Annotated in this window: 20 protein-coding genes; 8 read left to right on the top strand and 12 right to left on the bottom strand. The window is 41.2% G+C overall.

Annotation, left to right across the window (positions count from 1 at the left end):
* Positions 1-36 precede the first annotated feature (36 nt).
* Together dmeF and FTU70_RS12955 are read left to right on the top strand one after the other, a co-directional pair.
* Positions 37-1,002 (top strand): CDF family Co(II)/Ni(II) efflux transporter DmeF, encoded by a 966-nt coding sequence (gene dmeF / locus FTU70_RS12960; RefSeq protein ID WP_180060690.1) that lies wholly within the window; start codon positions 37-39, stop codon positions 1,000-1,002.
* Positions 1,003-1,174: 172 nt separating this feature from the next.
* Positions 1,175-1,822, top strand: a complete 648-nt coding sequence (locus FTU70_RS12955; RefSeq protein ID WP_373685345.1) for a DsbC family protein — start codon at positions 1,175-1,177, stop codon at positions 1,820-1,822.
* Positions 1,823-1,996: 174 nt separating this feature from the next.
* On the opposite strand, the gene FTU70_RS12950 is transcribed toward FTU70_RS12955, so the two are convergent.
* From FTU70_RS12950 to FTU70_RS12935, 4 genes are all read right to left on the bottom strand, one after another.
* On the bottom strand, positions 1,997-2,254 hold the full coding sequence (locus FTU70_RS12950; RefSeq protein ID WP_004969785.1) for a GlsB/YeaQ/YmgE family stress response membrane protein: 258 nt from the start codon (positions 2,252-2,254) through the stop codon (positions 1,997-1,999).
* Between the two features lie 197 nt (positions 2,255-2,451).
* Complete coding sequence (gene hpt / locus FTU70_RS12945; RefSeq protein WP_004969787.1) at positions 2,452-2,979, bottom strand: hypoxanthine phosphoribosyltransferase; 528 nt, start codon at positions 2,977-2,979, stop codon at positions 2,452-2,454.
* A 217-nt stretch (positions 2,980-3,196) separates the two neighbouring features.
* Positions 3,197-4,537, bottom strand: a complete 1,341-nt coding sequence (guaD, locus tag FTU70_RS12940) for a guanine deaminase (RefSeq protein ID WP_180060689.1) — start codon at positions 4,535-4,537, stop codon at positions 3,197-3,199.
* A gap of 159 nt (positions 4,538-4,696) precedes the next feature.
* Positions 4,697-5,662, bottom strand: coding sequence for a TerC family protein (locus FTU70_RS12935; protein ID WP_180060688.1), 966 nt, complete (start codon positions 5,660-5,662; stop codon positions 4,697-4,699).
* 398 nt (positions 5,663-6,060) lie between these two features.
* On the opposite strand from FTU70_RS12935, the gene FTU70_RS12930 reads away from it, so the two are divergent.
* Entirely contained in the window at positions 6,061-6,342 is a 282-nt protein-coding gene (locus FTU70_RS12930; protein ID WP_004969793.1) for a GNAT family N-acetyltransferase, read from the top strand.
* Between the two features lie 161 nt (positions 6,343-6,503).
* On the opposite strand, the gene FTU70_RS12925 is transcribed toward FTU70_RS12930, so the two are convergent.
* Positions 6,504-7,589, bottom strand: a complete 1,086-nt coding sequence (locus FTU70_RS12925) for a zinc-dependent alcohol dehydrogenase family protein (RefSeq protein ID WP_180060687.1) — start codon at positions 7,587-7,589, stop codon at positions 6,504-6,506.
* Between the two features lie 238 nt (positions 7,590-7,827).
* The gene (gene mpl, locus FTU70_RS12920) at positions 7,828-9,198 is read right to left on the bottom strand and encodes a UDP-N-acetylmuramate:L-alanyl-gamma-D-glutamyl-meso-diaminopimelate ligase (protein WP_004969796.1); all 1,371 of its coding nucleotides are present in this window, start codon (positions 9,196-9,198) and stop codon (positions 7,828-7,830) included.
* A 240-nt stretch (positions 9,199-9,438) separates the two neighbouring features.
* On the opposite strand from mpl, the gene FTU70_RS12915 reads away from it, so the two are divergent.
* The 4 genes from FTU70_RS12915 to FTU70_RS12900 all read left to right on the top strand — a co-directional run bounded on the left by FTU70_RS12915 (position 9,439) and on the right by FTU70_RS12900 (position 13,618).
* Positions 9,439-9,780, top strand: a complete 342-nt coding sequence (locus FTU70_RS12915; RefSeq protein WP_004969799.1) for a DMT family protein — start codon at positions 9,439-9,441, stop codon at positions 9,778-9,780.
* A gap of 225 nt (positions 9,781-10,005) precedes the next feature.
* Complete coding sequence (gene purE / locus FTU70_RS12910) at positions 10,006-10,518, top strand: 5-(carboxyamino)imidazole ribonucleotide mutase (RefSeq protein ID WP_180060686.1); 513 nt, start codon at positions 10,006-10,008, stop codon at positions 10,516-10,518.
* Between the two features lie 14 nt (positions 10,519-10,532).
* A complete protein-coding gene (locus FTU70_RS12905) occupies positions 10,533-11,654 on the top strand; it encodes a 5-(carboxyamino)imidazole ribonucleotide synthase (protein WP_104852791.1) in 1,122 nt (373 codons plus the stop codon).
* Positions 11,655-12,331: 677 nt separating this feature from the next.
* The gene (locus FTU70_RS12900) at positions 12,332-13,618 is read left to right on the top strand and encodes a lytic murein transglycosylase (RefSeq protein WP_004969803.1); all 1,287 of its coding nucleotides are present in this window, start codon (positions 12,332-12,334) and stop codon (positions 13,616-13,618) included.
* Between the two features lie 70 nt (positions 13,619-13,688).
* On the opposite strand, the gene FTU70_RS12895 is transcribed toward FTU70_RS12900, so the two are convergent.
* The 5 genes from FTU70_RS12895 to FTU70_RS12875 form a co-directional block, all read right to left on the bottom strand.
* Positions 13,689-14,066 (bottom strand): hypothetical protein, encoded by a 378-nt coding sequence (locus tag FTU70_RS12895; protein WP_162164695.1) that lies wholly within the window; start codon positions 14,064-14,066, stop codon positions 13,689-13,691.
* A 140-nt stretch (positions 14,067-14,206) separates the two neighbouring features.
* Entirely contained in the window at positions 14,207-15,121 is a 915-nt protein-coding gene (locus FTU70_RS12890) for a matrixin family metalloprotease (protein ID WP_004969807.1), read from the bottom strand.
* Positions 15,122-15,340: 219 nt separating this feature from the next.
* Positions 15,341-17,278, bottom strand: a complete 1,938-nt coding sequence (dnaK, locus tag FTU70_RS12885) for a molecular chaperone DnaK (RefSeq protein ID WP_154321227.1) — start codon at positions 17,276-17,278, stop codon at positions 15,341-15,343.
* Positions 17,279-17,399: 121 nt separating this feature from the next.
* A complete protein-coding gene (gene grpE / locus FTU70_RS12880; protein ID WP_257222586.1) occupies positions 17,400-17,972 on the bottom strand; it encodes a nucleotide exchange factor GrpE in 573 nt (190 codons plus the stop codon).
* A gap of 565 nt (positions 17,973-18,537) precedes the next feature.
* On the bottom strand, positions 18,538-19,005 hold the full coding sequence (locus FTU70_RS12875; protein WP_131261893.1) for a hypothetical protein: 468 nt from the start codon (positions 19,003-19,005) through the stop codon (positions 18,538-18,540).
* A gap of 220 nt (positions 19,006-19,225) precedes the next feature.
* Here FTU70_RS12875 and FTU70_RS12870 point away from each other — a divergent pair, with 220 nt between their 5' ends.
* Positions 19,226-20,299 carry an alpha/beta hydrolase gene (locus FTU70_RS12870; RefSeq protein WP_131261892.1) on the top strand — a complete coding sequence of 358 codons (1,074 nt, stop codon included), beginning with the start codon at positions 19,226-19,228 and terminating at the stop codon, positions 20,297-20,299.
* 40 nt (positions 20,300-20,339) lie between these two features.
* On the opposite strand, the gene FTU70_RS12865 is transcribed toward FTU70_RS12870, so the two are convergent.
* Complete coding sequence (locus FTU70_RS12865) at positions 20,340-20,984, bottom strand: acetoacetate decarboxylase family protein (RefSeq protein WP_180060694.1); 645 nt, start codon at positions 20,982-20,984, stop codon at positions 20,340-20,342.
* Positions 20,985-21,126: the final 142 nt, after the last annotated feature.

The following is a 21,126-nucleotide window of genomic DNA, read 5'->3' as shown; positions in this document are numbered from 1 at the left end:
ACTCTAGGAGAGTATATTTAACAATGATTTCCCATTATGCGTCAGCAACACTCTCATCGTATCCATCCACATCAATTCGATCAAGGCAATCCGCTGGCGCAGAATAAAATATTATATGCGGCTTTGCTGACGGCTGTCATGATGTTCTTGGAAATCTTGGGTGGCTGGATTTTTCATTCCATGGCTTTGCTGGCAGATGGCTGGCACATGAGTTCACACATGCTGGCGCTAGGTTTGGCTTATTTTGCCTATCGGGCAGCACGTCATTATGCAGCCGATACGCGGTTTAGTTTTGGTACATGGAAAATTGAAATTTTAGCTGGCTATAGCAGTGCCATTTTATTGGTGGTGGTGGCTGCATTTATGGCAATTCACTCTATCGAGCGTTTATTTTTTCCTGTTGATATTCAGTATAACCAAGCCATTCCAATTGCGATTTTAGGGTTATTGGTCAATTTGATTTGTGCATGGTTATTACATGAAGATGATCACCATCACCATCACCATCACCATCACCATCACCATCACCATCATGAGCATACGCATGATAGCCATGACCTAAATCAGAAAGCTGCCTTTATGCATGTGGTGGCAGATGCGGTGACTTCAATTTTTGCAATTATTGCTTTAATTGCGGGTAAATATTGGGGCTGGGATTTTCTAGATGCACTGTTAGGTATTGTTGGTTCAATTTTAGTGGCGCGTTGGGCAATAGGTTTGATGCAGGAAACAGGGAAAACATTGCTGGATGCAGAAATGGATCATCCTGTGGTGGATGAAATTCGTGAAGTGATTGCAGAGTTACCAGTCAGTGTGATGATTACAGACTTGCATGTTTGGAAAGTTGGACAGGGTAAATTTTCCTGTATTTTGGCATTGGAAACCGCACACGATTTAGACGCAGATCAAGTCCGCACTGCTCTCGCCATTCATGAAGAAATTGTCCATATTTCAGTAGAAATTAATCCACCATCAGACTTGAATGTTCCACGTGAAACCTAAAGCGTTGCATGGCAAAAATGAGTTGTAGCAATTGCGTAATTCTGGCTTAAAAATGCTGAATTCTGTGCATCTTTCAGCTTAGAATCAGGCTAAATTTACTTTATTTAGATGAAAACACATGATTAAACAATTGAGTTTAGCTGCCTTAATGGGATTATGCAGCGCCGTGAGCATGGCCGATGTTGCAACGGTTAGTAAAAATGTCAAACAACAGCATCCGCAACTGAAATTAGACAATATTCAAGCCACAGAAATGAAAGGTGTTTATAGTGCCTCTATGGATGGTCAAGTGGTGTATTTGAATGAAGATGCACAACATATTTTGGCGGGTTCAATGATTCGTTTAAAGGATCAGCATAACTTAACCAAAGATTTATTGATCCAACAAAACAGTGTCGATTGGAAAAAGTTACCGTTACAAGATGCAATCAAAAGTGTGCGAGGTACGGGAAAACGTCAGATTGCGATCTTTTCTGACCCAAATTGCCCATATTGTAAACAGCTTGAGGCTGAACTGAAAAAGCTGGACAACATTACAATCTATACCTTTATTTTGCCGTTAAAAGCGCAATCTGTTGCGCCATCTAAACAGGTGTATTGTGAGAAAAACCCTGCTCTTGCTTGGGAAAACCTGATCACAAAAGCACAATTGCCTACAAGTCAAAGCAGTTGTGCCAACCCTGTGGAGCGCAACATTGTTTTAGCGCATCGTTTAGGTGTAAACGGTACGCCTGCGATTATTTTCTCGAATGGCTTTAAAGTTATGGGAGCATATCCTGCGGCACAAATTGAACAGATTTTTAAAGAATTTGGTCTTTAAGAACGGCTAATTTTTTATCTGATATTGGCAACTAAAATTGTGTAGTGTGTATCGGAGCAAACCTGAAATTTGTGATTGCGAAGTAGATATAAAAAAACCGCCTCAATTTTTAGGCGGTTTTTTTATTGAGAGAGAAGATGTTTGACTGAAAAATTACAGTCGTTAATACAGGATTTAAGCACGCGATTTTTTCATGAACGTATTATAAATAAATAGAATAATCAGCGCACCAATGATGGAGGCAATAAAGCCTGCGGCAGAACCATCACCGTACAATCCCATCATACGCCCTGCATAGGTTGCCAATAAAGACCCTGCAATCCCAAGTAAGGTGGTGACAATAAACCCTGCTTTATCATCTCCAGGATGAATCGCGCGGGCGATTAGACCTGCAATAAAACCCACCACAATTGCGACAATTAATGACCACATGAGCAGCTCCTTGTTATCTTTGTTTATGTTTTACATCATGTTTCAGACTTATCTTTGCCGAAAAATCCCAAGGAAAATAGTCGAATAATGCTACAGCATGTAGTGTTTTTGTCCTGTTAGATAGATGAAATGCAAATTTCAGCCATAAAAAAAAGTGATCTGAAACGATCACTTTTTTAAAGCGAGGCGTATTTGTTTTATAAGCCAATTTCGCCAATAAACGGAATATGACGATATTTTTGGTCATAATCCAAGCCATAACCGACAATAAACTTATCTTCAATTTCAAAGCCCATAAATTTAACTTCAAGCTCAATTTCACGGCGTGATGGCTTGCTAATTAAGGTACACAGCTCAATTGAATTTGGCTCACGGGTTTGCAAAATTTCCATCACTTTATTTAGGGTGTTGCCCGAGTCGATAATATCTTCAACCACCAAGACATCTTTACCGCGAATTTCACCATCCAAATCTTTTAAAATTTTCACATCACGCGATGACACAGTACCTCCGCCGTAGCTGGATACAGTCATAAAATCCAGTTCATGCGGCTTTTGAATGGTGCGGCATAAATCTGCCATGAACAATACAGAACCACGTAATAAGCCAATTAAAACCAACTCTTTGTCGCTATTGGCATAGTGAGCATTAATTTTTTGACCAAGTTCCTGAACTTTTGTTTGGATTTCTTCTGCAGAAATCAAAACCTGCATTTCAACTGTCATGGGTAGATACCTAAAAAGCAAAAATAAAAAAGGTGTTGACCTGCAACACCCCAAAATATGCGCTAATTTTAATATATCTTGCGCGATGTTGCACGTGCTTGCATGGTTAAAATAGCATCATTTTTGTGCTGAGTGAGAATCTGAGCGTAACAACAAAGCACAACCGAGTATCAGCATTGCCCATCCGATGGGTTTTATATACGAGGATTGCGCAGGTTTAGCCACCTGCTGCTGAGTTTTGATTGGGTTGGTAGTAGGCACGTTGTCCATAAATATAGGTCGCATGAATATTACGGTCATCTGCTAAAGTAATGAGGGCAAATAATGCATCTTCAAGATGTTTGGAACGTTGTTGTCGTAAGCGTTGTAAAGCGGTGGCATTTAAATCCAGCACCACAAAATCGGCTTCTTTGCCTACTTTAAAATTCCCCAGCTTATCGTCTAAGTCCAAAGCTTTGGCAGCACCTAATGTGGCGTGATACAACGCTTCAAAAGCAGAGAGTTTTGCCCCTTGCAGTTGTTGTACTTTATAGGCTTCATTGAGGATATGCAGTACATTAAACGTGGTGCCTGCGCCAATATCTGTACCTAAACCGACCTTCACCTGTCGCTCCCAAGTTTTATGCAGCGGAAATAAACCGCTGCCCAAAAATAAATTGGAGCTTGGACAAAAGGCAATTGCAGAATCGGTATGATGCAGACATTGCCATTCATGTTCTTCTAAATGCACACAATGCGCAAAAACCGAACGTGAACCTGTTAAACCATAGTGATGATAAACATCTAAATATCCATTTTGCTCTGGAAATAATTGTTTCACCCACGCAATTTCATTGTGATTTTCACTTAAATGGGTATGTACATAAACATCGGGATATTCGGCTTTGAGTTGCCCTGCCCGCGCCAGTTGCTCAGGGCTAGAAGTCGGTGCAAAACGTGGCGTAATCGCGTAGAGATTACGTCCTATTCCATGCCATTTTTCAATCAACGCTTTAGAGTCTGTATAGCCTGAGTCTGCACTGTCACACAATGCTTCAGGTGCATGCCGATCCATCAGCACTTTACCTGCAATTAAACGCATTTGATGTTGTGCTGCCGCTTCAAACAACGCATCTACCGATTCAGGATGTACCGTACAAAACACCAAAGCTGTGGTGGTGCCATTTTTCAGTAATTCCTGCACAAAAAATTGTGCAATCTGATCTGCATAGGCTTTATCTGCAAATTGCAGTTCAGTCGGAAAAGTATAAGTATTCAGCCATTCCAGTAATTGTTCACCATACGCGCCAATCATTTCAGTCTGTGGAAAATGAATATGGGTGTCGATGAAGCCAGGCACAATGAGATGGTCAGGATAATGATGGAACTCTGTGTTGGCGTTTAGCTTTGCCTGCCCTTCTTGCCATGAACCAAACCACTGAATTTTGCCTTGTTCGCAAATTAACAAGCCATCGTCTACATAACGGACTTGTTCTGAAATTTGATCGGCTTGGCTGGTACAGTTTTTGAAATCAAGAAAGCGACCACGAATTGCGGTGCGTTGTACAGGAGATGGCATAAAACAACCTACATTTTTCATTTTTCAAGAGATTGTACCTTAAATGTAGCTTGCAGCAGTACGATAAAATTTATCGTACGGTAAATTAAAACTTGGTGAAATGAATACAAAAAGCCTTCTCGAAAGAAGGCTTGCAACGATGGTGGGGACTGTTAAATTTTATAATGTGGTTTCATGGTGTTTTCGACTATGTCGAATTGATAACCACGCAGTGATTGTCAGCACAAGTACAATAAAGCCGAGTGAAATCCAGATAGGCATGTGGAATACATCTAACATCAGCATTTTAAAGCCAATAAATAGTAAAATTAAACCCAGTCCATACGGTAAATAATGCATTTTAGTGGCTGCTCCTGAGAGCAAGAAAAACATGGCACGTAAGCCCAAAATAGCCATAAGATTTGCGGTGAGTACAATAAAGGGATCGGTGGTCACTGCAAAAATTGCAGGGATAGAATCCACGGCAAAAATAACGTCAGATGCTTCGACCAAAATTAAAACTAAAAATAATGGCGTTGCCCAAAGTACACCATTTTGGCGCACAAAAAACTGATCTTTTTCCAGTGTTGGGGTAATACGCATGTGTTTGCGTAGCCATTTTAACAACGCCATATCTTCAATATTGCTGGCTTCTTGCTCTGGACCTTTTAAGAATTTAAAGCCTGTGTAGACCAAAAATGCGCCAAAAATATACAAAATCCAGGAGAATTCTTGTACAAACCAAGCTCCAATAAAAATAAAAATGGTTCTGAGAATAATTGCGCCCAGTACGCCGTAGAGTAAAATTTTACGCTGTAAGCCCGGTGGGATGGCGAATGCGGCGAAGATCATCAACCAAACGAATACATTATCAATCGCCAGTGATTTTTCCAGCAAATAACCCGCAAAGTATTCCATGACTTTGGTATTGGCGACTTCTAGCCCAACGCTGTGTTTAAGATACAGCCATAAACCGCCACCAAATAAAGCTGCCACACTGACCCAGGCGATACTCCAATACGCAGCGGTTTTGACTTTGACCAATTCGCCTGCTTTTTGTTTAAAGCCTAAGAAGTCAATGGCGAGCATGACTGCAACAATTGCAAAAAAGACCAGATATAGCCATAAATTGCCGATGGATTCCATACAATCTCCACATCCAACAACTGGCCACAAAAAAACCTTGACCTGTTGTCAGATGATTTCAAACATCTGTAACAACATGATCAAGGTCTTGCCTACATAGAGCGGACTTGTATCAACAAGTATGTGCACTATGCTCAGCGTCCGACTTTTTGCAAAGTGTAATGACGAAACGCTGACACGTTAAAGTTATATTTTAACGCTTGGAGGAGGCTACTCCCCTTGTTCAACATAATTTGGGATTAGGACGCTGCCTAAATCTGCGTAAAGAATTACATAATTTTAAGTGTTGTGCAATTTATTCTGTATGGTAAATCACTTTAATTTGTACAAATTCAGCACAATATTTCGTAAAGAGTGTGGCAAATTGAAAAAATAGATTTAGTTTGATAGGTGGACTTATGCAAATTCAACATCAAGAAACCCAACGTGGCGGTGAATTTTTTATTGAACGTGATGGTCGGCATATCGCTGAAATTACTTATCAATATCAAGATGATCACACTATTTTAGCAGATCACACTTGGGTCGATCTGACATTACGAGGTCAAGGGGTTGCCCGTCAGCTATTAGATATTTTGGTCGCCTTTGCACGTGAAAAGCAGCTAAAAATTGTACCCGTGTGCTCTTATATTGAGACGGCTTTTGAAACAGATACACAATATGCTGATGTCGTGGCTTAAAAGTCTTTCTACGTTGAAATAATCTAATGTGTTGGTATTAAAACAGCATGCAGACTTCGTCTGTCGTGCAGTCTAAAATTTTCTTGAAAATATTATAAAAGCCCAAAAAAGCCAATCCACAGCGCGTAGATTGGCTTTTTTGTAACATAGTTAAGCCAAGATTATTCGTAATTAATCATCACTTTCATGGCATTTTCATCTGAAGCATGTTTAAACACATCATAGGCTTTTTCAAATTCAGAGAATTTAAAATGGTGCGTTGCCAGTTTTTCTAAAGGTAATTTGCCTGAACAGCAGGTTTTTAACAGCATGCCTGTCGTATTGGCATTCACCAAACCCGTAGTGATGGTTAGGTTTTTAATCCAGAGTTTGTTTAACTCAAAATTTACCGACTTACCATGTACGCCCACATTGGCAATATGTCCGCCCTCTTTCACGACATTTTGGCAAATATCCCAAGTGGCTTCGACACCTACAGCTTCCATGGCGCAGTCTACCCCGCGACCACCTGTAATCTCTAAAATACGTTGTACAGCATCTTCTTTGGCAGAGTTAATAGTATGGGTTGCCCCCAATTCTTTTGCCATCGCCAAGCGGTTATCATCCATATCAACTGCAATAATTTGTGCAGGAGAATAGAACTGTGCAGTAAGCAGACAACCCATGCCAATTGGACCTGTACCGACAATGGCAATGGTATCACCCGGTTTAACATTGCCGTATTGCACGCCAATTTCATGTGAAGTTGGCAATACATCAGACAAGAAAACCGCGACTTCTTCATTTAAACCTTCAGGTAGCAAATATAAAGAAGTATCTGCAAATGGAGTACGGACATATTCTGCATGAGTACCATCAATCATATATCCCATGATCCAGCCACCTTCGTTTTGGCAGTGTGCATAGAGTTGTTTTTGACAGTTTTCACAAGTACCACAACGGCTGACACAAGAAATAATGACCTTGTCGCCTTTTTTGAAATTTTTGACTGCCGAACCGACTTCTTCAACAATCCCGATACCTTCGTGACCTAAAATACGGCCATCAAATAGCCCTGTCTTGGCAACTGCAGTGTCTTGAATTTCTGGGTTTTTACCTTTCCAAATACCTAAGTCAGTACCGCAAATTGTAGTTTTGGTGAGACGAATCACGGCATCTGTTGGTTGTAAAATTTCTGGACGTGGGCGTTCTTCAAAACGAATATCATTGGCGCCGTGGTAGACCATGGCTTTCATTGTTTTTGACATTGTGACCATCCTTCTTAGTAATAATGATGAAAGACATCCAGCAGCCAACCTGTAGCAACCGTCATGCTCGCAGGATGTAATCTTTTTAAAGTAACAGGTCAAGATGACAAGTTCATGAGCAGTATTTTTGCTTTTAATAATTATAATATATAAATTTATAATTAATATAAAAACCCCCTATTTTTTGCCAAAAACAGGGGATTTTTTTTGAAAGAGTTTTAAATCAGTTTAAGCGATTTTAAGCCGTGTGTTGCAACGCTTGAATGAGTTTTTGATGTAAACCACCAAATCCACCATTTGACATAATCACCACTGCATCGCCCTCACCTGCTTGGCTCACGATTTTTTGAATAATTTCATCCAAAGTATTGGCCACCACCGCATGATTGCGAGCAGCCGCAACCACAGGCTGTAAATCCCAGTCTAAACCTTCAGGTTGATACCAAATCACAGCATCCGCCAAACGTGCTGAATCTGCCAAGCCCTCTTTATGACTGCCCATGCGCATGGTGTTGGAACGTGGTTCAATAATCGCCCAAAGCTTACGCTCACCCAAACGCTTACGTGCGCCGTCCAGTGTGGTTTCAATTGCGGTTGGATGGTGGGCAAAGTCATCATAGACTTCAATGCCGCGTATGGTGCCTAATAACTCCATACGGCGTTTCACCCCACCAAAATTGGACAGCGCTGCACATGCGGTTTCAATTGCAACCCCAACATGCTCTGCTGCGGCGATGGTTGCCAAGGCATTGGCGACACTGTGTTGCCCTGTCATATTCCAGCGCACTTCACCTTGTAGCACACCATTTTTCAGAACTTTAAAATGTGAACCATCTGCTGCAAGTTGTTCTGCATACAGTTCCGCTTGTGGATCTGCATTGAGCGAAGTACGTAGCACAGGTGTCCAGCAACCCATTTCTAACACTTCATCAATATGGGTTTCTGTAATTGGGGCAATAATGCGCCCTTCACTTGGGATGGTACGCACCAAATGATGGAATTGTTTTTGAATTGCGGCCAAATCATCAAAAATATCGGCATGGTCAAATTCAAGGTTATTTAAAATGGCGGTTTTAGGATGGTAATGTACGAACTTGGAGCGTTTATCAAAAAACGCAGAGTCGTATTCATCGGCTTCGACACAGAAATACTTGCCTGCACCCAAACGTGCACTTTCACTAAAGCCTAAAGGAACGCCGCCAATTAAAAAGCCCGGTTCTAAGCCTGCCTGATCCAATACCCACGCCAACATGGTGGTGGTGGTGGTTTTGCCGTGCGTGCCTGCAACGCCCAGTACGTGTTTGCCTTGCAAGACATGATCGGCCAAAAATTGCGGGCCAGAAATATACGGTAAACCTGCATTCAGCATGTATTCAACCGCATCAATCCCACGTTTCATGGCATTGCCCACAATCACTAAATCTGGATGCGGTTGTAAATGGCTGCGGTCATAACCTTGCATTAAGGTAATGCCTGCATTTTCCAGTTGAGTCGACATCGGTGGATAGACGTTTTGGTCTGAACCTGTGACGGTATGTCCTAAATCGCGGGCCAAAAGTGCCAATGAGCCCATAAATGTGCCACAAATACCCAAAATATGCAGATGCATTCCGCCTTACTCCACTGCTTTTATAGACACATCACGTATTTTTGTGCTGTTGTCGTGATTAACTTGATTTGAAGCAACGATAGCAAGGGTTTTGGCGAAAAGATAGTGATTCTTGTATCTCATTTCAGGGATTTTTCAGCGCTGAATCTGCGCCAAACGATGTAAAAAATTGCTGCTCTTGCATTTTTCATGGCAAATAGCTCGTAAAATAAAACTGAATTTTTAAGATAGTACGACACAATGTCTTCAGCATTTTTACTTTTGGTGGTTGCAAACTGTTTTATGACCTTGGCGTGGTATGGTCATCTCAAGTTTTTACCACATGATGCGCCGCTGTGGCAGGCTATTTTATTCAGTTGGGTGATCGCCCTGTTTGAATACAGTTTGATGATTCCTGCTACCCGTTTGCTGGCGCAGCATGGCTGGGCGGTAGGTCAAATGAAAATTACCCAAGAAGTTGTGACTTTATTGGTGTTTGTCCCGTTTATGATTTTTTTGTTTAAGCAACCTTTTAAACTGGATTATTTATGGGCAGCTTTATGTTTATGTGGCTGCGTATATTTTGTGTTTCGAGCATCTTAAAATGGTGCTTTTGCATGGCTTAAACAGCTCGCGTAGCTGCAATGGTGTGAGCCTGTGGTTAATTATTAGAAAATAACCAGATAAAAATAATCAAAAAAGTCGGTTGAGTCGCCGTGTTCAATTTTAACAAGTCGAAAAATCAGTCTATAATGTGGAGTTCTTATTCAAGCTTGGCTTTCTCGCCTGAATTTCTCTTTCCTTAGTTTCGTTTCTGGAATATTTGTAATGAACGCGGCCGCTGCACAAGACGCTCCTCTCGTTGGAATTATCATGGGTTCTCAATCGGATTGGGCAACTCTCGAACACACTGCCAATATGCTGAAGCAGCTTGGTGTCCCATTTGAAGCGGAAGTCGTTTCTGCACACCGTACCCCAGATCGCTTATTTGAATATGCTGAACAAGCGCGTGATCGTGGCATTCAGGTGATTATTGCAGGCGCTGGTGGTGCCGCACACTTACCAGGTATGTGTGCAGCTAAAACTGATTTACCTGTTTTGGGTGTGCCAGTGAAATCTTCAATTTTAAATGGTGTCGATTCATTACTTTCAATTGTGCAAATGCCTGCAGGTATTGCCATAGGTACATTGGCGATTGGTCCTGCGGGAGCAACCAATGCGGCAATTATGGCAGCCCAAATTTTAGGTTTAACCCGTCCAGAAATTGCACAAAATGTTGCCAATTTCCGTGCCGCGCAAACTGAGAAAGTTTCAAGCAACAATATTCCAGGTCAGGCTTAAGCGGGACAATTACTATGGATAAGACCATCGGTATTTTTGGTGGCGGTCAATTGGGTCGCATGATGGCACAAGCGGCTTTACCCTTAAATATTCAATGTACCTTTTTTGAAGCCAGTCCAGATTGCCCAGCGGCAACCTTGGGTCAGGTTTTTGCCAGCAAAAGCGAAAATAGCCTACAAGATTTTATACACAGTGCCGATGTATTCAGCCTTGAGTTTGAAAATACTCCGTTGGCTGATGTTGATGTATTGATTAAGCACAAAGACTTGCATCCACCACGTCAGGCTTTGGCAATTGCCCAAAACCGCTTGCTGGAAAAAGGCTTATTTGATGAATTGGCGATTCCTGTTGCGCCGTACCAAGCCGTCAACTCGCTGGAAAGTTTACAGGCTGCTGTAGCTGAACTCGGTCTGCCAATTGTGCTAAAAACCGCAACAGGCGGCTATGATGGCAAAGGTCAGTTTGTACTGCGCAGTGCAGATCAGATTGAACAAGCATGGGCAGAACTTGGCCCTGCAGGCAGCTTGATTGCAGAAAGTTTTGTTACTTTTTCACGTGAAGTATCTATTATTGCGGTGCGTGGTCAAAATGGTGAAGTAAAAACTTGGCCATTGGCAGAAAACCATCATCACAACGGTATTTTATCGCATTCGATTGTACCAGCACCAAACAGCGCAGACTTACAGCCTGTGGCGCAAGACTACATCACTCGCCTGCTCAATCACTTAAATTATGTTGGTGTATTAACGCTAGAGCTATTTGTCACTGACAAGGGCTTGTATGCCAACGAGATGGCACCTCGTGTGCATAACTCAGGTCACTGGTCAATTGAAGGCGCGGTGTGTTCGCAGTTTGAGAACCATATTCGTGCTGTAGCAGGTTTACCGTTAGGCTCAACTGAAGTGGTACGTCCAACGGTGATGGTCAATATTATTGGTCAGCATCCCAAAACTGAAGATGTGTTGGCATTGAATGGCGCACATTTGCATTTGTACAATAAAACTGAGCGTGAAGGCCGTAAAATTGGGCATATTACTTTAATGCCGAATGATGCCGCTGAATTGACAGATTTATGCCGCCAATTGGCAAAAATTTTACCAAATCCATTGGCGCTCAGTGCTGATATGAGCTTGTAAATTTAAAAATGACACCAAAGCGCTCATCACGATGAGCGCTTTTTTATACTTTCACGTTTTTATTCTGCCTATTTTTAAGGTGTTCTACCGTTAATCTGTCTAGGATTGACGCTGTAATTTTAGGTTGATTAAGATAGATCAGGCTGAATAAGCAACCATCACCGTAGCAAAGCAATACTTAAAATAAAAATGCGCACAAGTCTGATGGGAAACAGATGATAATTATGAATTCAAAACTTTAAATTCAAATAGCGCGTTTTAAATTTAAAGCGATGCTTCAACTTTGAATTTAAATATCAGAAATGAATTTAAAGATAGATCTGCAGTTTTGAATTTAAATAAAGTAGCGGCTCTTTTGATCTTTAAATTTAAAAAGCTACTTTTAAATTCAAAGTAATACATCGTAAATATGCAGTGAATGTCGTGTTTTGTGGATAACTTGGGTTGGTTTAATTTGAATTTAAACTTTTAAATTTAAAAGTCTTATCATGTGTTGTGATTTTGAATTTAAAAATGTGAGATGCCGTACTTGTGGATAAGTGTTTTAAATTTAAAACGAGAAAATGAATTTAAAACTGTGTAAATGAATTTAAAGTTACAGATTTTCATCTGATCTCTGTGGCTGAAGGTGTTATGGTAAAGCCAAGATTTAAATTCAAAACACATCAAAGGGTATTATGCATCGTTTCGCTGTGATTTTTGCGACAGCTGCAATGGCAGCTACTCAGGTTCAGGCAGAACTAATTATCAATGGAAAATCTGTCACCGTAACACCAACGGTCAGTACATCTGCAAATTTTCAACCACAAAACCATTTTCAAAGTTGTTTGGCCAATTTACGCAGCCAAGCCATTGCCAAAGGGGTGAGTGGCAGCAGTTATGATCGCTATACTCAAAATCTCAGCCCAGATTATTCCGTCATTGAGCGTTTAAATTACCAACCTGAATTTTCTACGCCAATCTGGGATTATCTCTCAGGCTTGGTCGATGATGAGCGCGTGCAGGCAGGACAGCAGAAATTGGCACAGCACCGTGATGTGCTCAATCGTGTTGCAGCAGCCTATGGCGTACCTGCAGAAACCGTAGTGGCGGTTTGGGGGGTAGAAAGTAACTTTGGTGCGATTTCAGGATCCTATCCATTATTGCAAGCGCTAGGTACCTTGAGCTGTGAAGGACGCCGTCAAAGCTATTTCCGAGGTGAGTTTTTTACCACCATGCGTTTATTGCAACGTGGTGATGTCACTGAATCACAATTAAAAGGCTCATGGGCAGGGGCGTTTGGGCATACTCAGTTTATGCCATCGACCTATGATGAGTTGGCGGTCGATTTTGATGGTGATGGTCGCCGTGACTTAGTATCTAGTATTCCAGATGCTTTGGCTTCCACCGCTAACTTTTTAAAACGTCGCGGCTGGCAAACAGGGCAGCCGTGGGGCTTTGAAGTCAAAGTGCCTGCAGGCATGTCTTTGAGTGGTGAAGGGCGACGCAATAAAAAATCCCTCAGCAGTTGGGTTAATCGTGGGTTGACTCGTGCAGATGGTTCGGCATTAATTCAGGGCAATTTATCGGGCAGTAGTCAGGCAGGCTTGATGGCACCTGCAGGTGCGAATGGCCCTGTATTCTTAGTGTTTAGAAACTTCGATGCCATTTATAGCTATAACGCAGCAGAAAGTTATGCCTTAGCGATTGCGCATTTATCAGATCGTTTAATGGGGCAGTCTGCATTCCGCACCGCTTGGCCAACCGATGATGCAGGTACATCCCGCGCAGAACGCCGTGAAATTCAACGCTTTTTGTTAAGTCGTGGTTATGACATTGGTGAAGTGGATGGTTTAATTGGCGACAAAACCCGTCAAGCGATTCGTCAGGAACAGACTCGACTCGGCTTGGCTGCAACAGGTCGGGCAGGGCAGCAAATTTTAAGAGCGTTTCGTAATGAAGCGGCCAAACAAATGATGCAATAAGTTGTTGCGATTGCATAAAAAAGGTCTGCAAATGTGCAGACCTTTTTAATTTTTGTCTTAAAACAGGGGATTAAGGTTCAATTTTCACTGCTTCAAGCAAATCAAAAATCACAGTCGTGACATCTTGGCTTAATTCTTTGTTATTAAAAATTTCATAAGCTGAAATGGTGATGTCGGTATCACTTGGCAGCAAACGCTGTTCTTCTTCAATCAGGTGTTCAATTGGTAATAAGGTCTGTCTAACCTCAAGATGCAAAATATCTTTGTATTCAATATTTTCATCTTCAAGTTCAATCACTTGCTCATTAAAATACGGCAATAAAATCGAGTGGAGACAAGGTTGAAGCTCAACAATATCAAAAATTTCGATATCACGGCTTTGTTCAATCGTGCTGATGTGGTCATTTACTTCAATCAGGATATGGTAGTAACTCACATGAATCTCCACAGATCGTTCAGGGTTATACAGAGCCTTCACAATAACATGAAATGAGTAAATTTGCTGCCTTTGCACGTGTAATGGATATGCAACTATCGTACAGGGTGAGGGGAGTTTTGTGTTTTAGTCACTTCAGTTTGCCAGATTGCTCAATGCCGTGCATGGAGTAAATCGAGATCGGCAGGGCGCAGTTGGAAATTCTGCAACTGCTGATCTTTTAGCATTGGATACATTAAGGCATAAGGGTCGTTATGGTGTGCTAAACCCAAAGCATGACCAAATTCATGCGCCAAAGTTAGACGTAAATCATCTTTAGATTGAAACTCATAAATCCGAATGGCCTGACCATCAAAGCTGCCTTTATCAAATAAACGTGGTTGAAAACGTGCATTAAATTGCTGGATGGATACATCAATGTCTTGATTAAGTTGATTGAGGGCATCGACTTGTTGATTGAGCTGGTTAATTTGCTGATTAAATTGCGCTATTTCGTGTTCTAAACTCCACATGTGTTGCTGGATTTCTTGTTTTTTGGCTGCAAAAATTTCCTGTTGCGAAGGATGTAGCCCACCACTTTGGTTAATTTGCTGTACTTGACGATTGTATTGTTCAAGTTGTTGTTCAAATAGCATTTTTTTTGCATCAAGTTGTTGATTTTTATCTGCAATTTCTTGTTTTAGTGCTTGAATATTTTGGTTTTGATTGTTCCAGTGTTGTTGGCGTTGTTCAATGGCTGTAAGTTGTTGTTGGCGTTGGTTTGATTCATCTTGACGTTGATCATAAATCAAGTGAATGGCGAGCTTGGCGTTCGGGTCATATACAAAATAATCTTGTCCCGTCCCTTGTTTCCAAATATGGGTGGCTTCCTGACTCAGTTGTAGTAAATCGGCATGGCTTAAGCCAAAACGCGGATCGACTTCAGCAATACGATAACGTAAGCGAGTATCTAAAGGATGTTTTAAATGATCTAGTGCAGTATTGTGTCGTGTATGAGGATGTTGAATATTTTGATAAATCAGCAAGATAGAAAACAGTATGATTGCACCCAATAGAAACAAACGCATTGCTAGCGGCATCCTTTTTTGGGTTTACTGTAGCCGAAAGTAGGGCAGAAACTCAATCTATTTGCAGTTAGAGCATCATTTTATCTATTGTACTCGGTTGAGCGTCCAATTGTCTGTGCTCTTTCATTTAAATCTTGAAGTCAGTGTATGGATATCGAAAAGAAAAACCGCGCTGCAATTGCTTGCAGCGCGGTTTTTGATGTGCGTTAAAGCGACAAATTATTTTTTATCATCTTTGACTTCAGTGAATTCAGCATCCACAACGCCATCATCGGCTTTTTGTTGACCTGCGTCACCGCCAAATGCATTTGGGTCGAAACCTTGTGCACCGCCTTGACCTTGTGCAGCTTCATACGCACGTTGCGTAATTGGCATGATGATGTTTTGCAATGCTTCAGTTTTTGCTTTGATTGCATCTACATCATTTTCTTTGGTTGTCGCTTCAAGCTCAGTGACTGCAGTTTCAATCGCAGTTTTTTCATCGGCAGTCACTTGTTCACCAAGGTCTTTTACTGCTTTTTGAGCAGAAGAAACTAAAGCATCCGCTTCGTTACGTGCTTTTGCAAGTTCTTCAAACTTACGGTCTTCTTCAGCATTTGCTTCAGCATCTTTAATCATCGCTTCAATTTCAGCATCGCTCAAACCAGAGTTTGCTTTAATTTGAATCGATTGTTCTTTGCCTGTGCTCTTGTCTTTTGCAGACACTTTCAAGATACCGTCAGCGTTAATGTCGAACGAAACTTCAATTTGTGGCACACCGCGTGGCGCTGGTGGAATGTCACCTAATTGGAAGTTACCCAACAATTTGTTTTGTTGAGCCATTTTACGCTCACCTTGGTAAACTGAAATGTCTACTGCAGGCTGGTTGTCTGCCGCTGTTGAGAACACTTGAGATTTCTTCGCAGGAATCGTGGTGTTTTTCTCAATGATTGGCGTCAACACGCCACCCATAGTTTCAATACCAAGCGTTAACGGAGTTACGTCTAGAAGCAATACGTCAGTTTTGTCACCAGACAATACGGCACCCTGAATTGCTGCACCAATTGCAACAGCTTCGTCTGGGTTTACGTCTTTACGTGGCTCTTTGCCAAAGAATTCTTGTACTTTTTGTTGTACAAGTGGCATACGTGATTGACCACCCACCAAAATCACGTCAGAGATGTCAGAAGTTGAAAGTCCTGCATCTTGTAGCGCAACTTTACATGGCTCAATGGTACGAGCGACTAAATCAGCAACCAAACCTTCAAGTTTGGCGCGAGTCACGTTCATCACCAAGTGCTTCGGACCTGTTGCGTCTGCAGTGATATATGGCAAGTTGATTTCAGTCGCATTTGAAGATGAAAGCTCGATTTTTGCTTTCTCAGCCGCTTCTTTCAGACGTTGTAATGCCAATGGATCTTGTTTCAAGTTGAAGTTTTGCTCTTTTTTGAACTCTTCAACCAAGTATTCGATCAAGGCATTGTCAAAGTCTTCACCACCAAGGAAGGTATCACCGTTGGTTGATAACACTTCAATTTGTTGGTCGCCATCAAGGTCTGCAATTTCAATGATCGATACGTCAAAAGTACCACCACCCAAGTCATATACAGCAACTTTACGGTCGCCTTCTTTCTTGTCCATACCAAATGCAAGCGCAGCAGCAGTTGGTTCGTTGATGATACGTTTAACTTCTAAGCCTGCAATTTTACCCGCATCTTTGGTTGCTTGGCGCTGTGCATCGTTAAAGTACGCAGGTACAGTAATCACGGCTTCAGTAACTGTTTCGCCCAAATAATCTTCGGCAGTCTTTTTCATCTTTTTCAAAGTTTCTGCAGAAATTTGCTGTGGTGCAAGTTTCTTGTCATTCACTTCAACCCAAGCATCGCCATTGTCTGCTTTGATGATTTTGTAAGGCACAAGACCAATGTCTTTTTGTACCGCTTGGTCTTCATAACGACGACCAATCAAACGCTTAATTGCGAATAATGTGTTTTTCGGGTTAGTTACAGCCTGACGCTTTGCAGATTGACCTACAAGAATTTCGCCATCTTTATAAGCAATAATAGATGGAGTTGTACGTGCGCCTTCTGCGTTTTCAATTACTTTAACTTTGTCGCCTTCAAGTACCGCTACACATGAGTTAGTTGTACCTAAGTCAATACCAATGATTTTAGCCATTTGGATGTTTCCTCAAAAATTCTTTTGCAATGTTTTCACTTGTTATTCGATATGAGAGCCAATCAAAATTTTTCAAGTTGTTTAGATGAAAATTTTTTATCAACTCTCGATTTTATAAGGCTTAAGCGCCAACCATCACCATTGCAGGGCGGAGTAAGCGACCATGTAAGGTGTAGCCTTTTTGTAATACGTTGCCAATTTCATTGGCTTTTGCATTTGGATCAATCCCTACGGCTTGATGCAGGTCTGCATTGAAACCATTGGCTGTATCAATCACCACCACACCAAACTTTTCTAAAGTGGTCAGTAATGATTTAAAGGTCAGTTCCACACCTTCAGACAAGGCAGTTTTTTCATCACCATTGGCGGCAATAGCACGCTCAAGGTTGTCTACAGAATCCAATAATTCTTTAGCAAACTTTTCTAAAGCAAACTTTTTAGCTGTATCTGCTTCACGTTCTAAACGCTCTTTGGTTTTTTCCGCTTCGTAAACTGCATTGGCAGTACGTGCTTTTTCCAATTTTAGGTTTTCTTCAAGTTTGCTCAGTTGTTCTTGTAAAGACTCAACGGAAACTTCTGCTTGCTCAGTATCTTGCGCTGTTTGTTGTTCCGTCTGCTCTAGCTCAAGGTCTTGAGTTTGTTCGTTCTGCTCAGTTGCCATTGATTTACTCCGTTTAAATGGGTTTTTAAACATGTACAGTCCTTTGGCGTCAGTGCTAACTGCGTTATTGCTGAACTGCCATGGTTAGAGAAGTTCGTAATTAGCTAAGAAATCGGGGCAGGGCAGGCAAAATTCAAGCGTGCCAGTAGATTAATTTTCATTGCCATGAAATTTGGTCAAAAAAATACATTTTGAATCAAGATGTCGGCGGATGAATGAAGCAAATTAAACTTTGAAACTTATAATATTTTTTTGTTTAAAAAAGTATGGTAATAGGGAGCTGATTATTCAGCTAAACCAGTGCTTTTATTACGGAGATAGCTAAAAACACTGTTTTATCAACAGGATTCGACTGGGTGTTTGTTCACTATTTGTGCATGCGTATGATTAGAGTTTTTAAGTTTTGGTTGATTAATCGCTAAAACAACTTAATCGAGAGTAATTATATATTTTACACAAAACCTAACACTGCTTATTCTTTGCGCATAGATGCTATATCGCTGTAGTTTCTTGTGTATTGCTAAATGTGTTTTCGGGGCTTATCTAACTTCTGAATAAGCCCTTTTTTTACCTCATTTGTTTTGCTTTGCTGCAAGACTCAATCACGATCACGTCGTTGTTCACGGTCTTTACGGTTTTCCTGCCAGCGCTTTTGTTGTGCATCACGTTGTTGTTGCCAGCGTTTACGTGCTTCCTCACGCTTTTTTTGTTCAGCTTCAATTTGCTGCTTACGCTTTTGCTCAAGCTGTTTACGCTGCTGTTCCGATAAGCGTTTACGCTGCTCTGCTAAACGTTGTCGCTCTTGTTCATAGCGTTGTTGCTGTAATTGCTGTTGTCGTTTTTGTTCCCATTCACGACGTTCTAGTTCACGTTTACGACGCTCTAACTCAACCCGATTTTTACCTTGTTGATATTCCCAACGCTGCCTATCATTGTCATAACGTCGATGATCATCATCATAGCGTGGCTCATATCGTCCATCGTAGTAACCTTCGTCAGGCACGACTACGCAACCTACGGCTAAAAAAGCAGTCGCACATGAAAGTAAGATTAATTTTTTAGTCATGCTCTGCCTCCTGAGCTGATGAGGTGAATTTGTCTGAAACATCAAACATAGACTGCAATAGTGTCAATGACAGCGTCATAAAAGCAGGGTAGCGTATAGGTAATTTGAATGTGTATAACGATTGAAGCACTTGTATAACAAAATGGTCACTGTGCTGTTGATCATGAAGAAATTATGAAGCGTTTAGGCAAATCATGCAGACATATAAAAAGGAACAGGCATGCAAATTTTGAATTCATCTCTCAAAAATAAATTGCACAAAGGACAAGGTGCTGCTGCACGTGCATTAAATAAGTTACCAAGTCGAGTACATCATACTTTGGCTCAAGCTTTGGGTTATCCGTATCATTATCCAGACCTTGATCCATTTATTAAATGCATGATGGCGGCACAATTAAAACAAGGGAAAATTGGTTTTATTGGTGCTGACCCTGTACAGTCTAGACAGGCATTTGATCGACAAATGCAATCTATTCTGAGCACTCCAACTGCGGTCAAACGAGTTGAAGAAATCCGTTTAAACTTAGCCAGTGGCAATATCGCAGCGCGTTATTATCATCCTGCACCACATAAAAAATTGCCTTTAATCGTGTTTTATCATGGTGGTGGTTTTGTGGTGGGTGGTTTAGACAGTCATGACGAATTTTGCCGCTTAATGGCGGTACATGCCCATGCACAAGTGTTGAGTGTGGAATATCCACTCGCGCCTGAAGCTAGTCCACAGCAGATTATTCAAGTCTGTGAAGATGCTTTGGCATGGGCATATCAACATCGTCGAGAAATGAAAATTTTAAAAAATCGCATAGCGGTGGCAGGCGATAGTGCGGGTGGTAATATTGCAGCGGTGGTTGCACAGCGTAGTGCTCATTCAGCCTATGCACCTGACGCACAATTTTTAATTTATCCAGCCTTAGATTTTAAGAGTCGCCATCCTTCATTCTTTGCTTATAAAGATGGTTTGGTGTTGACGGGACAAGATATTGATTTTGTCACCCAGCACTATGTCACACAGCATCAGGTCGCTTTGGATGATCCAATCATTTCGCCAACTTTTGGCAAATTGAAAAAACTAGCGCCTGCCTTTGTGGTCACAGCAGGGCATGACGTTTTGCATGATGAAGCTGAAATTTATGCACATAAATTACGTCAACATGCTGTCACGGTAAAATATGTAGAATATTTAGATCAAACACATGGTTTTATTAGCATGACCTTTGTGTCGCGTCGCGCCAAAAAAATCAGCATTGAAATGTGTAAAAACTTTAGAAAATTTTGGGATCGACCACGTAGCTAAACCTTGGGTTGTCTTTGTTAATCTGTTTCACGTGGAACGGTTAAACCAGAGTAGAGATTTCGGCTTCTGGAAAAGTCAGTTCGAACTCAGGCACGTAAAAACCATTGATGAAGCGTGCCTGATTAAAATCAGGAAACAAACTTGGATTCGATTGCCAAGACGCATGTTTGAGTGGGATTAATCTGCCGCGAAAAGAAGGATTAAATTGATAAGATTTCCCTTGCCATGTTTGCTGAATTTTTGAAAGCGCAGCAGGGATGTAATGACTATCAATAAAGCTACGTTGCGTATTGCATTTTTCAAGTTGAATGGCGAATTGCAAATCTGCGTGTTGTATTTTGCAACTCATCTGTCGATCTTGAATATCCCAATCAAAGCTTGCCAGTTCTTTCGGAATACCCCAAAGCTGTTGTCCGTGTTGCACAGAAGACTCAGTTGAAACAAAAATTTTAGGAATGGTAGATAAACGACTCTGCCTAAATAGAGGATGATCTAAAATCAGCAGCTCATCATAAGCGCCAATGGGGCTAGCGTTATAACGTACCCACATGACTTGAACAAGACGCCCTAAAAAAGAAGGTGCTAAGCCAAAAGGCTGTGCCAGATTTAAAAAATGCGGGCTGAGCCAATAATTTAAAATATAGGCTTCACCTTGAAGTTGCCAAGGTGCTGGACACAGTCGGATCTGATCTGAATTATTTTTATCAAATGGAGCGTAAAACTCAGTCCTTCAGGTCAGAGATATAAGCGACACGACATAAAGTGTCGTTTGATTTAACTAAGGACTATTTTCCTTGAGTTTTGATTGTTAATATAAGTACATGAAA

This window comes from Acinetobacter sp. YH12135, from assembly GCF_013418565.1.
Lineage (GTDB): Bacteria > Pseudomonadota > Gammaproteobacteria > Pseudomonadales > Moraxellaceae > Acinetobacter > Acinetobacter towneri.
Note: the sequence above shows the minus strand (reverse complement) of the source record. Positions and strands in the feature narration are given on the sequence as shown.